Annotated in this window: 11 protein-coding genes; 2 read left to right on the top strand and 9 right to left on the bottom strand. The window is 61.9% G+C overall.

What is annotated here, in order from left to right; genetic code table 11:
- The first annotated feature begins 155 nt into the window (after positions 1-155).
- Together EGJ22_RS16670 and EGJ22_RS16665 are read left to right on the top strand one after the other, a co-directional pair.
- Positions 156-1,079, top strand: a complete 924-nt coding sequence (locus EGJ22_RS16670) for an EamA family transporter (protein ID WP_029885565.1) — start codon at positions 156-158, stop codon at positions 1,077-1,079.
- 25 nt (positions 1,080-1,104) lie between these two features.
- Positions 1,105-1,974, top strand: a complete 870-nt coding sequence (locus tag EGJ22_RS16665; protein WP_029885566.1) for an aldose 1-epimerase — start codon at positions 1,105-1,107, stop codon at positions 1,972-1,974.
- A 21-nt stretch (positions 1,975-1,995) separates the two neighbouring features.
- Here the strand turns inward: EGJ22_RS16665 and EGJ22_RS16660 are convergent, their stop codons facing one another.
- The 9 genes from EGJ22_RS16660 to EGJ22_RS16620 form a co-directional block, all read right to left on the bottom strand.
- The gene (locus tag EGJ22_RS16660) at positions 1,996-2,892 is read right to left on the bottom strand and encodes a LysR family transcriptional regulator (protein WP_029885567.1); all 897 of its coding nucleotides are present in this window, start codon (positions 2,890-2,892) and stop codon (positions 1,996-1,998) included.
- A gap of 83 nt (positions 2,893-2,975) precedes the next feature.
- Positions 2,976-5,012 carry a pyridoxamine 5'-phosphate oxidase family protein gene (locus EGJ22_RS16655; RefSeq protein ID WP_064314309.1) on the bottom strand — a complete coding sequence of 679 codons (2,037 nt, stop codon included), beginning with the start codon at positions 5,010-5,012 and terminating at the stop codon, positions 2,976-2,978.
- 22 nt (positions 5,013-5,034) lie between these two features.
- Positions 5,035-5,664 (bottom strand): glutathione S-transferase family protein, encoded by a 630-nt coding sequence (locus tag EGJ22_RS16650; protein ID WP_029885569.1) that lies wholly within the window; start codon positions 5,662-5,664, stop codon positions 5,035-5,037.
- Between the two features lie 215 nt (positions 5,665-5,879).
- Entirely contained in the window at positions 5,880-6,431 is a 552-nt protein-coding gene (locus tag EGJ22_RS16645) for a UPF0149 family protein (RefSeq protein WP_029885570.1), read from the bottom strand.
- A gap of 94 nt (positions 6,432-6,525) precedes the next feature.
- On the bottom strand, positions 6,526-7,515 hold the full coding sequence (locus EGJ22_RS16640; RefSeq protein ID WP_029885571.1) for an asparaginase: 990 nt from the start codon (positions 7,513-7,515) through the stop codon (positions 6,526-6,528).
- On the bottom strand, positions 7,512-8,666 hold the full coding sequence (locus tag EGJ22_RS16635) for a hypothetical protein (RefSeq protein ID WP_029885572.1): 1,155 nt from the start codon (positions 8,664-8,666) through the stop codon (positions 7,512-7,514). The genes EGJ22_RS16640 and EGJ22_RS16635 overlap by 4 nt, the downstream gene beginning before the upstream one ends.
- A 10-nt stretch (positions 8,667-8,676) precedes the next feature.
- Entirely contained in the window at positions 8,677-9,573 is an 897-nt protein-coding gene (locus EGJ22_RS16630; protein ID WP_009682591.1) for a nitrilase family protein, read from the bottom strand.
- A 145-nt stretch (positions 9,574-9,718) separates the two neighbouring features.
- Positions 9,719-11,656 (bottom strand): FAD-dependent oxidoreductase, encoded by a 1,938-nt coding sequence (locus EGJ22_RS16625; protein ID WP_029885573.1) that lies wholly within the window; start codon positions 11,654-11,656, stop codon positions 9,719-9,721.
- Between the two features lie 146 nt (positions 11,657-11,802).
- The coding region (locus EGJ22_RS16620) for a thiamine pyrophosphate-dependent enzyme (RefSeq protein ID WP_256671865.1) at positions 11,803-12,327 on the bottom strand (525 nt) is incomplete at its 5' end.

Here is a 12,327-nt window from a genome sequence, read left to right as displayed (position 1 = left end):
GCGGCCTTGTGTCGCGATGGGCCGCAAAGCGGCCCCAGGTTTTCGGCGTTGTTGCGAATATTGCTGGGGCCGCCTTGCGGCCCATCGCGACACAAGGCCGCTCCTACAACGACTGCGATAGGGCTGGAAAATCTACCTGCAAACGGATCCTGCACATGGCTGTCCCCTCCTCTGCTCCCCCGCTGTTTCCGCGCCAGCTGGCCATCGCCCTGCTGGCTCTGCTTGCCTGCTCATTCGCCGGTAACCATATCGCCGCACGCATCGCCTTCGATGACGGCACCGGTGTGCTGCTGGCCATACTCTGCCGTTCCGGCATTACCTTCCTGGTGCTGGCCGGCTTGCTGCTGTGGCAACGTCAGGCGCTGGCGCTGCCCGCTGGCACCCGCCGCTGGCAACTGCTGCTTGGCCTGCTGATCGCCACCCAGAGCCTGTGCCTGTATTCGGCGGTGGCGCGCATCCCGGTGGCTCTGGCCTTGCTGGTGGGCAATACCTTCCCGATGCTGCTGGCGCTGCTGACCTGGGCGCTGGGCGGTGCGCGCCCCACTGGCCGCACCGTCCTGTTCATGGGCTTGATCCTATGCGGCCTGGTGCTGGCGCTGGATGTGCCGGCACGCCTGGCCGACAGCGGTGCGGGCAACCCACACTGGGCGCTGGGGGTCAGCCTGGCCTTCGGCGCCGCTTGTGCCTTCGCTTGCGCGTTGTGGATCACCGACCACAAGCTGGCTAGCGTGCGGGGCCCGGTGCGCAGCCTGCTGACCCTGCTGATCGTGTTCTCCAGCATGCTGCTCGCGGGCGCCAGCGGGGTGATGCCGGCCGGTTTGTCGCTGCCGGGCAGCAGCAGTGGCTGGGTGGCGCTGGCCAGCCTGGTACTGCTGTATGGGCTGGCGTTCAGCTTGCTGTTCGTCTGCGTACCCAGGCTGAACATGGCGCAAAACGCCCCGGTGATGAACGTCGAACCCATCGCCACTTTACTGCTGGGTTGGGCCCTGCTCGACCAGCAACTGGGCCCGCTGCAATTGCTCGGCGGCGCTGTGGTGGTATGCGGCATCGTGCTGCTCACTTACCGGCGGGCCAACTGATCGCTCTGCTCCAGAGGAACATTGCATGGCTGTGACCACACTGCACCTGCAGGACCGCCTGACCCGCCTGAGCCTGGCGCCGGAACTGGGCGCCAGCCTGGTCAACTGGCAGGTCAAGGCAACCGGGCAGGCGCTGCTGCGCCATACCGACGCGGCTGCCTTGGCCAGCGCCACGCCCAGGCGGCTGGCTTGCTACCCACTGGCGCCTTGGTCCAATCGGGTTGCCGAGGCGGGTTATGCCCGGCCGCAGGGCTGGCAGGCGTTGGCGCCGAATACCGAGCACGACCCGTTTCCCATCCATGGCAGCGCCTGGCAGCAGGCCTGGCACGTGGCGCACCACAGCGAACGGCGCGCACGGCTGACGCTGGACAGTGCCGTACCCTTCGCCTACCAGGCCACGCTGGATATACACCTGCATGAAGGCTGCCTGACCCTGGACCTGCATGTGACGCACCGGGATGATTCGGCCAACTGGTATGGGTTGGGCCTGCACCCTTACCTTCCGCGCTACCCCGATACCAAGCTGTCTGCGACCGCGCGCAAGGTGTGGCTGGCCGAGGCTGGGCGCTTGCCGTCGTATCAGGCCACGGTGCCCGAGCCGTGGCGGTTCGAAGCACTGGGCCACCTGCCCGAGACGCTGGTCGACCACGCCTTCAGTGGCTGGCCGGGGCACTGTGTGATCGAACAGCCAGGGGCAGGCTACCGGCTGGCCTGTCGCGCCAGCGGGGCGGAGCACTTCTTGCTGTTCTGCCCGCCGGGGCAAGGCTTCTTCTGCTTCGAGCCGGTCAGCCACCCGGTCAACGCCCATCACCTGCCCGGCCGGCCGGGGCTGAGGCTGTTGCAACAGGGTGACACGATGAGCCTGGGGTTCAGCATGCAGTACCAAGCGTTGTAACGCATTGTGGGCGCTACATGCTCACTCCAGTTGCTGGTCCCGCAGCGCCTGCGCCAGCATGTCGATGAAGGTTCTGACCTTGGCCGACCCGTACTTGCTCTCACGGTGCAGTATGTGAATCGGCCAGGGTGCTTCCTCATACTCGGCCAGAATCACCTGCAACTGCCCGCTCGCCAGTTCATCAGCCACCTGGTATGACAATAAACGGGCAATCCCCAGGCCACCGCAGGCCGCAGCGATAGCCCCATCATTGCTGGTCACCGTCAGCCGCGGTTTCATGCGCACCAAAGTCGGCTCATCGGTCACGCCAAAGCGCCAGCCGGCTCGGGGGGACAGGTTGGTGGTACCGATCACCGCATGCCCGGCCAGGTCCGAGGGGTGCCTGGGCACACCGTGGCGCGCCAGGTAGTCGGGCGCAGCGCACAACATGCGCCGGACCTGACCGACCCGCAAGGCCTTCAACCCGGAGTCGGGCAACGGGCCGATCCGCACGGCCACATCCATGCCTTCCTCGACCAGGTTCACCACGCGGTCGAGAAAGTAGGCGGCCACGTCGACTTGCGGATACTGCTGCAGGTAGCGAACGATGCTGGGCATGACGAACTTCTTGCCGAACAGGATCGGTGCAGTCACCGCCAGGTCGCCCTTGGGGGTGGCATTGATGCCGGCCGCCGCTTCGTTGGCCTCGTGAATGCTGGCCAGGATATGCCGGGTGTCCTCCAGGTAGCGGCCGCCTGCCTCGGTCAGGCGCACGCTGCGGGTGGTGCGCAGTAGCAGCTTGACCCCCAGCTGCTCCTCCAGGGCGCTGACGGCACGGGTGACGGCGGCCGGGGAGATGGCCAGGCGGCGGGCAGCAGCGGCGAAGCTTTCCAGCTCACCTACGGCGACGAATACCTTCATCAGGTGGATCTGGTCCATGCGAGCTCCTGGGGGCATGAGGTGCCGGGATTATTGTTCATCTGGGTATTTTCTGCTGCCCGCGAAGAGGCGGGGCTGGTGTATCAGATGTCCAGCACCAGGGCCTGTACCCCCTCCTGCACCTGCGCCGGCACGGCACAACAGATCAACACCGACCCCGCCTCCGGTAGCTCTGCCGGTGGATTCGGGTAATGCACCTGGCCACTCACCAGTCTGGTCTTGCAGGTACCACACGAGCCACCCCGGCAACTGAAGTCCGGCGCCAGCCCGCGCGCCTCGGCCAGCTCCAGCAAGGTACCGCCGCCGGGTGCCCAGCGCGCCTCCTTGGCCGACGCCGCAAAGTGCACCGGTACTGGCTCGCTGGCAGCGGGTGGCTGCTGCAAGGCGGGCTGGTCGGCGTGCGTGTGCCGGCGCAACGTCGACGGCCCGAACGCTTCTGCGTGAATCCGCGCATCCGGCACATGCACGCCGCGCAACCCTTCATACAAGTCCTGGGTAAAACTGCCCGGTCCGCACAGGTAGAACTCGTAGTCGTCCAGTGCCAGCGTCGCCTTGACCTGCCCGATGCCCAGGCGCCCGGCAAACTCGTAATCCCGCCCAAGCAGCGCATGGCTTTCCGGCTGGCTCAGGGCGCGATGAATGTGCAGCAAGCCTGCGGCCCGTTGCTGCAGACTCGCCAGCTCCTGCCTGAACGGCAGGTCGGCCAGGCTACGCGCACCCTGGAACACGTGGATGGCCCGAGCCTGACCTTGGCTCAATTGCTCACGCAGCATGGCCAGCAACGGCGTAATGCCTACGCCAGCGCCAATCAGCACCAACGGCCGCGTGCTCTGCACGTCGAGCGTGAAACTGCCCATGGGTGGGCGGACGTCAAGCACATCGCCTGGCGCGATGCGCTCATGCAAGTGGCGGGAAACCGGGCCCTGGGCTTTGACGCTGATGCGCCAATAGCCGTCGGAAGGTGCGCTGGACAAGCTGTAGGTGCGGATAAGCGGCGCCTCACCGTCGCGCTTGACCTGCACCGGTACATGTTGCCCGGGGGCAAATGCCACAGCGGAACCGGTGGGCGGCTGGAGGTAGAACGAACGGATATCGCGGCTCTCCTGCTCTACCCGGAGCACCCGCCAGGCTTGCCATTGGTGCTGCTGCTGACGTTGCTGCAAACGCGCATCGGCCTCGGCCCAGGTGCCGGTCATCAGGCTGGTGGGGGCGTACTCCTTGAACGCCCAGCGCAGGGAAACCGCAGCCGGCCGCCACACCACCTGGTCGACCTCCAGCGTCCACAGCCGCTCTGCACCTTCGAACGCCTGGATGGCCGGGCTTTCCAGCAGCACCTCGGCACGCCCGCACACCTGCAGCACGTTGCCGTTGCTGAAGTCGATGAACAACAAACCTGCCCTCGGGTTGACCAACAAGTTGCCCAAGGTGTTGAAGTGCAGGTTACCGGCGTAGTCGGGAATGGTCAGCGTATTGCCTTGGACCCTGACGAATCCTGGCCGACCGCCACGGTGGGACACATCCACCGAACGCTGGCCGTTGTCATGCTCGACATAGCTGGCGACGAAGAAGGTGTCGGCAGACTGGATCATACTGACGGTCGTGGCATCCAGGGCCGTCGCATCGATGCGCCCCTGAGCCGGTTCGGCGACGCGCGCGTAATCGCGCAACTGGATGTATTGCGGGCAGTTGCCGAACGACTGCTCTACCGTCACCTGCAATTGCCCTGCAACCGCCTGGCGAATCTGCCCGTTGAGGCGGTTGCGCCGGCGGGTGTGCAGTTCGATGCCCAGCAGGCCGATTGCCTGCCCGGCGACCAACCCCGGGGTCGCCGGGTCATCGGCCGCTAGCCTGGCGTCAATCGTCAACTGGCGTGGGTCGGGCGAACTGACGAAACCTTCCGGCCCCTCCAGCAGCGTCGCCCAGGGCCGCCCCTGAGCGTCTACGCTGGCCGCCACCATGAACGGCAACTGATGGTAGAACGTGCGGTGCTGGTCGGGCATGTAGTCACGAATGACCTTTTGCCCGAACGCCTCCATGCGCTCTGCTACACCGACCTTTTCCTGCAGGGTTTTCTCGCCCGCATGCCAAGGCGAGGGGCGGTGATCGGGGGACTGTTGCATGGTGGCGTTCCTCGCAGGGGCATCAGACGCTGGTCTGCAGCCCGATGACGGTGCGGGGCATCGGTACGAAGCCCGGCAATGCCTCGATCCGCGCCAGCCAGCTACGTACGTTGGCGTACGGCTCCAGCGACACGTTGCCCTCCGGTGCGTGGGCGATGTAGGAGTAGTTGGCGACGTCGGCGATGGTCGGCGTGTCGCCTGCCAGGAACGGCGACTTGGCCAGTTCGGCATCAATCACCTTGAGCAGGGTGTGCGCCCGGGTAATCACTTCGTCAGTGTTGAACGAAGCGCCGAACACGGTCACCAGGCGTGCAGCGGCCGGGCCAAAGGCCAGCGGGCCTGCAGCGACCGACAGCCAGCGTTGTACACGGGCGGCAGCGGCTGGCGCTTCGGGTAGCCAGGTGCCGTTGTCATATTTTTTGGCGAGGTAAACGAGGATTGCGTTGGAGTCTGCGATCACCGTGCCGTTGTCATCGATGACCGGTACCTGGCCGAACGGGTTGAGGGCCAGGAAGTCCGGCTGCTTGTGCGCACCTTTGGCCAGGTCCACGAACACCAGCTCGGTAGGCAGGTTGAGCAGCGAAAGCATCAGCTCGATGCGGTGGGCGTGGCCGGACTTGGGGAAGTTGTAGAGTTTGATCGGGTTCGACATGGGCTTGGCTCCTGGTCAGCACCGGATTGGGCTGATGGAGCACATGCTGCACTGATTCGGCTGGCAGCAGAATCAGTGCGCGGGGGAAACCATAATTTCGCCAGATGGAATAATTAACCGCCCCATGACAAAAAACAGTCTGCGTTTTTCGGGTGCTTGCCGACGGATCCGCAGTGCGGCCCCAGCAAGCACCGCAGCAACCGAGCCCGTGTGCCTCAGTGCGGCTTGCTGAAGTAGCGGAACAAACCACGCGCGGCTTCAATCACCTTCGGCACACAGGCCTGTATCTCCGCTTCGCTCATCTGGTCCAGCAGCTCGAAGTTATCCTCCAGCCCATGCAAAGAGATGGCTTTGAGTAACTGGTCCTGCTCTGGCGGCAAAGCTTCCCAGTTGGCGACCTGGGTAGCGCGCATGTAGCCGAAGCACCATTCTTCCATCACGACCACGGTGCCCTGCTCGTCTTCTGTTTCCTCGAACAGCGGCTCGAACTGATCGATGTGATCGCCCAACTGTCCGGCGACTTGGTCGGCATACCGCAGCATCAATGCAACGTAGGCTTCTTCATGGGCCGGTTTCTTGAACTTGGGCACCTTGCCACCCGCCACTGCCGGCAGCCAGCGCTCGGGGGTGACCGTGGTCGGCGAGCTAGCCAGCGCGGTGAAAAAGCCATTGAGCTCGGCCAGGTTGAGTACCGAGTAGTCGTTGCCGTAGGTGATCAGCAGGTCTTCGAGGCGGTGCAGTTCTTTTTCGCTGAGTGGCGGGAGCATCGGGCAGGGAATCCTTGCTAGCAAAAGTGTGTGCACCCTAGCACAGCAATGCTTGGAGGGTTGCCCGTGCAAGATACTGCACGGGCAAATTTTCTCAGGTGGGCAGCCAACCCGGCAACTCATGCTGCCGGTCGGCGCCAATCAGCAGCCACAGCAAAATGCGGCACTTGCGCGGGCAGAGGTGCCCGGCCATATGCACACCTTTTTTCTGCAAGTCGATCTCGGAGCCGGAAAACCCGTATGTTGCGCGGGCTGTAGCCCCCTCACCTGTACGAGTGGCGACAATGACTGGCAGGGTTGGCGTCATGTGCTCCAGAACATCAGACCAATTGCCGGAAACATGGCCGGCGCCGAACCCGGCGATGACCAGCCCGTCGTAGCGCAATGCGGGCAGAGCCTGCAGCAATACAGTGTCGGCGTCCAGGCACGCCTCCAGCAGGATGACGCGCTGGTCGGTACGCCCCGGCAGCGGGAGTACCTCCCGCCTGTCTGGGGGATGGCGGTACGTTGCAACACCTTCTACAACTTCCCCCACAGGACCGAAACCAGGCGAGTCGAATGCCGCTATCGCCAGGCTAGCTGTCTTGCGAACCTTTGTCGCACGATGGATCTGATCATTCATCACCACCAGCACACCACGCCCACCGCTGCCTCGTGCCAATGCAACCTGGGCCGCAGCCAGAAGGTTGGCCGGGCCATCGTTGCCCGGCTGGCTGGGCGAGCGCATTGCACCGGTCATCACCAAAGGCGCATCGAATGGCCAAAGCAGGTCAAGGAAATAGGCCGTTTCCTCAAGGCTGTCTGTGCCTTGGGTCAGTATCACGGCCCGGGCACCGCCCTCGACTTCGCAGCGAGCCCAGGCCAGCACTTCCAGCAACGCGTTGAAGCTGAGCGATGCACTGGGGACCAAGCTCAATGACGTTACAGTCAACTGCGCCATTTCGCGCAACTGCGGTACCTGAAGCAGTTGCTGCTCACAATCCAGGGTGGGCGTTACGCCACACTCACCCGCTGTAGCCTGCATGCTGACCGTCCCGCCCAAACTGGCGATCGACAGCTTGGGCAGGTCCGAATGCTCAATCATCCTTCTCCCCCCACCAGTAACCCGATCAGCGGTACGATTCCCAACGTGCTGATCGCCATCGACACCACGTTGCCGATGTAGCCATGCACATAACCCGGCAACCGCTGCGTGATCGCCACTGCCAGCGGCGGAGCCACCAGGGCCCCCAGCACTGCACTGGCCACAATGACTTGCCAACTACCGCCATGCGTCAGCACGGCGGCCGGCACGATCGAGACAATCGGAATATAAGTCGGATACCACCCCCGGGCTTGCCACTGGCCGCGCCAGAATACGACCCCGACCAAGGATGCCAAGACCTGTCCGGCCAGTATGTGCAACGCCAACATTGAACCGTATGCAGGTGCTGCCGGGGCCAACAGGTAAGCCAGTAACAAACCCAGTAGGAGACCCAGACTGGCCAGCTCATTGCCAAAGAAGGGGGCTTCACTGAAATCGGCCAGTACACGCCGCAAAGTCCAGATCACACCGTAGGATGGCTGGCTGGCCACAGGCTTCACAACGTCGGGTTCGTGGCTTTGACGGACCCATGACGGGTAGCGCTTGCACAGCAGGAAAGCGGCGGCACTTGCCACGGCCATTCCACCCACGTTGCCGATAACCACAGGCAACTGCAGGGGGTAGCACAGGTAGTTGACCAGCAGCAGACTCGCCGGGGTTACCAGTAATGCCCCCAGCAATGCGCCTGCTATCGCCACACGCCAGCCCGCCCCATACAACAGCACCATGGCTGCCGGCAACGACACGAAGGCCACGAACGTTGGTTGCCAGGTACCACTGGCCAAGGTCCATCCCCACAAGGCATGGCTAAGTAAAAGGCCCATCAGCGAGCTGGTGAACACCCATGGCCACAGTCCGCTTCCATAGCAGATGGCAAAACCCTGCCAGCGGTACCCGCGAAGATGGGCCCAATGTGCCAGGCTGGCGCCTAGCAGCAAGCCCAGCGCAGGCAGCTCATGCTTGTAGAATGCGACCTCGCTGATATCGCCCACTATCCAGCGCAAACGACTCAGCGGTTGGTCCAGTGTCGCCGCCAGTTGCCCGTAGTCTGGCCACGGGCCTAACGCAAGACTGGCTGCCAGCAGCATTGCCAGGCAGGTGAAGATCAGCACGGGGGCGTGCTGCCGATTGGGCAGCAGTAATGGCTTCATGTGCGGATCCTCAGCGTGGCATAGGCGCATGCAGGCGGTAGCCAAGCGCAGCATCGTAGAGGTCGGTACGGCGATCACGCTGCAGGTCGTTGAGGCTGTTCCAGATCGGCGCTGAACGCGCGCTGCTGAGGTCGACATCGGCGTAGACAATGCTTTCCTCCTCCGCACTGGCCACAGCACCAATGGGCCAACCGTTGGTTCCGGCAATCAACGAACAACCGAGAAAGCGCCCTCCTCGCTCACTGCCGATACGGTTTGCGGCGGCGATGTAGACATTGTTCACATGCGCGGCTGTCATGGTCAGGTACGACGCCATGCAACGCCCTGTTTCATCAAACAGTGGAGGCGGTGTCCACACCCAATTGTTCAAGCTGCATATGATGTCTGCCCCTTGCGCGGCCATGAGCCTTGGCACTTCAGGGAACCAGATGTCCCAGCAGATCAGCAGGCCAATACGGCCGATTGGCGTCTCGAATACAGGGAAGCCGAGGTCGCCAGGGGTGAACCAGAGCTTTTCCTGGTTCCACAGGTGGGCCTTGCGATAGTGGCCTAGCAGGCCGTCGGGGCCAAACAATACGGCGCTGTCGTAGAGCTTCAGGCCCTCACGCTCGGCGAATCCTGCTGCCAGGTACACCTGATATTCCCTGGCGAAATCAGCCCAGGCTTTCAGGCTGCGGCCCGCCTGCAACGTTTCGGCATGGGCATAGGCCTCGGCACGGGAGTGAAAGGTGTACCCGGTGTTGGCCAGCTCGGGCAGCACGATCAGATTGGCACCTTCACGCACCGCACGCCGGGCCAGTGCCAGGCCTCTGCTCAGGTTGCCATCGCAGTACTCTAGCCCGACTTGTGGGTCGTACTGGATGACAGCGATGCGGACAGGGCTGACGGGGGGGCAATGTTCGGACATGGCGACTTCCTTTTTGTGGTTGTTTTGGAAGGTCGCCAGTAGAGCGGGGTTGGGGTTGGGAGAGACAGTCGGGCAGGTCCTATGAGGTCGAAGGAGAAGCGAGTAAGCGCAGTAGGACGAATCTCACAAAAACACCCAGCCGCCGCTATTTCCCAAGTTGATAATGCGGATAGTGTTCAAGGGTAAAGTCTCCATTGAACGTTGCGGATGTGTTGTTGCAAAGATTGATCACTACATCAAGCGCGGTGCGTAGACTCGGCTCGGTCCAGCCGGCGTCAACGGAGAAGGACTCCCCAGCCAGATAAAGCCCCGAGCTGGCACTGTAATCGCGGTTATACTTCATCAGGCCGACCGCGTCGTAGTAGGTACCAGCGCGATACAGCTTTGCGCAGCCGAGCGCATTTTTGTCCGTAGCCCAGCGCTGTATGCGGATGTTTCGGGTATCGATGTAAGGCGATATAGGTTCGGCCACATTGCAGCAGCGCAGGAGGATTCGGTCGAGTTCCTCCACACACTTGTTGGCCAGTTCTTCATCAGTGAATACGGCTAGCTTCGTTGCATCATCTTCCCATGTGTAGCTGAGCAGGATGCAGTCGTCGGGGTAACGATCGTTGTATCGATAGGCGTATACGTCGTGGACCAAGCTGTCGGTGACGAGGATCTGGGGTAACGCTGATTTACTGTCCAGATAACTCTTCTTCAGTGGCGCATAGACTTTGCAGCTGGTTTCCCAATGAGCGTGCTTCCACGCATCCACAATCGACTGCGGCAGTATCTGACGGCTAAAACCGTCGAGGCGCATGTTGGTCTCGATCAGCCAGGAAGGGACAGTCAGGATCACACTGTCGAAGTCATCATATTGGAGGCTTTGATGTGCAGGATCACTGCAGTGCCAGCAGTATCCGACCCGAATACGACCCGCTTCAAGCTTTTGCAAGGAACGGACCGAGGTGTCTGTCAACAGCCCGTCATCTTGTCGAAGGAGATGATCATAAAGCGAAGTGCCGTTCATCCCGGCGTCGAGAAACAACAGACTTTCATCCATCGCCGCTAGACCGATATACGCCGGACCGTTGAACATCAGCCCTCTACTATCAGGAACATTGCTGGCTTCCAGATACGGCGCAGCATAGGGCAATCCATCCTGATCAACGCGGCCATGCACCAGTTGCAAATGACTGCTGAAGCCAAAGATCGCAGTACGCAGCGGATACAGGCAGCAGACGTCGTAAAATGCACCCCAGCTACCATCACCAATACCGATTGAATAGAAAATAGCCGACTCTTCGCTGCTCATGCCCAGCCCGCCAAAATCAGCAGGGTTTGCGGGATTCCACACAGTGAGCATTGGCAAACGCACAAGATCCCTGAATGACAGCAGGTGGTAACGCTCGACTATAGCTTGCCATGTCGACGCCCAGGATGGCGTGCCATACACCATGGCAACGCGCTCGGCAAACTGCGTGGCGAAGCGCTGCCATTTTTCATAGACCTTTTGCAGCGTTGCTGTAGGTGGAGGAGTATCCCCTTGTGGATTCCGCCAAAACAGCAACTTCGGCTTCCCCTCCTCCTCAAGTTCCCCGTCACGAAGATAGATACCGGTTGTGTTCACCCAAGGCGTCCCAGGGTTGGGGAAATCAGAAAGTTTCAGCTTAAACAGCGTCGCGTAGTAGGCCATAAGCGAGCAACCATCTTTAGGTGATTCCCCTGTCCTGTTGAACAGAGGCATACGCATGGCCCCCATTTCGAAGGGGGTTGAAGGCTGCTTGTAATTGCCGCCGTTGTTCACCACTGTCAGGTGGCGCCCACCCACGCGCTGAGATTGCTCTATCAAAGTGATGCGGGTAAAACCACAGCGCAACAATTCCCGAGCAGCTGTTAGCCCTGTCACACCAGCACCAACAATACAGATCCGATGCTCCGGGCGGGCGGCACGTGCAACACCTCCCTGTTGTTCAACAAGACGGCGATAGTCGAAGCAGAGGTCTGGAGGATTTGGGAAACGCGCGGCCCAAGGCTGCAAAGGCAAGGATGGCTCAATGGCCAGATCAGCAGGGTAGTTGTGACTAGAACCGATGGTCATGAACTCGTACTCTCCATAAATTGAAGAGCCTGAGCATGATCGACTTGCGAGACGTGAAGTGTTGGTTATGTGCCACCAGCCAGCACCCACAGAATCTTGAGAGACCTGTGGGTGCCAGCGTGCAGTCCCGATAAGGACATCAGCTCTTACACCGCCAGCGCGCGCTCACGCAGCTCGCTGTTGAGGATGCGGTCGTTTTCGCTGTAATCGACCGGGCAGTCGATCACGTGCACGCCTGGGGTCTTGATGCAGTGCTCCAGCAGCGGCAGCAGGCCGTCGGCGCTTTCCACGCGGTGGCCATTGGCGCCGTAGGCTTCGGCATACTTGACGAAGTCCGGGTTGCCGTAGTCCAGGCCGAAATCGGTGAAGCCCATGTTGGCCTGCTTCCAGCGGATCATGCCGTAGCCATCGTCACGCAGGATCACCACGGTGATGTGCATGCCCAGACGCACGGCGGTTTCCAGCTCCTGGCTGTTCATCATGAAGCCGCCGTCACCGCACACCGAAATCACCGGGCGATCCGGGTAGACCAGGTGTGCAGCCATGGCCGATGGCAAGCCGGCGCCCATGGTCGCCAGGGCGTTGTCCAGCAGTACGGTGTTCGGCTTGTGCGCCTTGTAGTTACGGGCGAACCAGATCTTGTAGATGCCGTTGTCCAGGGCCACGATGCC

It is taken from the genome of Pseudomonas sp. p99-361 (assembly GCF_003935475.1).
Lineage (GTDB): Bacteria > Pseudomonadota > Gammaproteobacteria > Pseudomonadales > Pseudomonadaceae > Aquipseudomonas > Aquipseudomonas juntendi.
Note: the sequence above shows the minus strand (reverse complement) of the source record. Positions and strands in the feature narration are given on the sequence as shown.

Excerpts from the sequence above, each read along its gene's own strand:
- EGJ22_RS16635 (WP_029885572.1), bottom strand. The coding sequence starts at position 8,666 with ATGAAGCCATTACTGCTGCCCAATCGGCAGCACGCCCCCGTGCTGATC.
- EGJ22_RS16650 (WP_029885569.1), bottom strand. The coding sequence starts at position 5,664 with ATGTCGAACCCGATCAAACTCTACAACTTCCCCAAGTCCGGCCACGCC.
- EGJ22_RS16625 (WP_029885573.1), bottom strand. The coding sequence starts at position 11,656 with ATGACCATCGGTTCTAGTCACAACTACCCTGCTGATCTGGCCATTGAG.
- EGJ22_RS16660 (WP_029885567.1), bottom strand. The coding sequence starts at position 2,892 with ATGGACCAGATCCACCTGATGAAGGTATTCGTCGCCGTAGGTGAGCTG.
- EGJ22_RS16665 (WP_029885566.1), top strand. The coding sequence starts at position 1,105 with ATGGCTGTGACCACACTGCACCTGCAGGACCGCCTGACCCGCCTGAGC.
- EGJ22_RS16630 (WP_009682591.1), bottom strand. The coding sequence starts at position 9,573 with ATGTCCGAACATTGCCCCCCCGTCAGCCCTGTCCGCATCGCTGTCATC.
- EGJ22_RS16655 (WP_064314309.1), bottom strand. The coding sequence starts at position 5,012 with ATGCAACAGTCCCCCGATCACCGCCCCTCGCCTTGGCATGCGGGCGAG.
- EGJ22_RS16645 (WP_029885570.1), bottom strand. The coding sequence starts at position 6,431 with ATGCTCCCGCCACTCAGCGAAAAAGAACTGCACCGCCTCGAAGACCTG.
- EGJ22_RS16640 (WP_029885571.1), bottom strand. The coding sequence starts at position 7,515 with ATGATTGAGCATTCGGACCTGCCCAAGCTGTCGATCGCCAGTTTGGGC.
- EGJ22_RS16670 (WP_029885565.1), top strand. The coding sequence starts at position 156 with ATGGCTGTCCCCTCCTCTGCTCCCCCGCTGTTTCCGCGCCAGCTGGCC.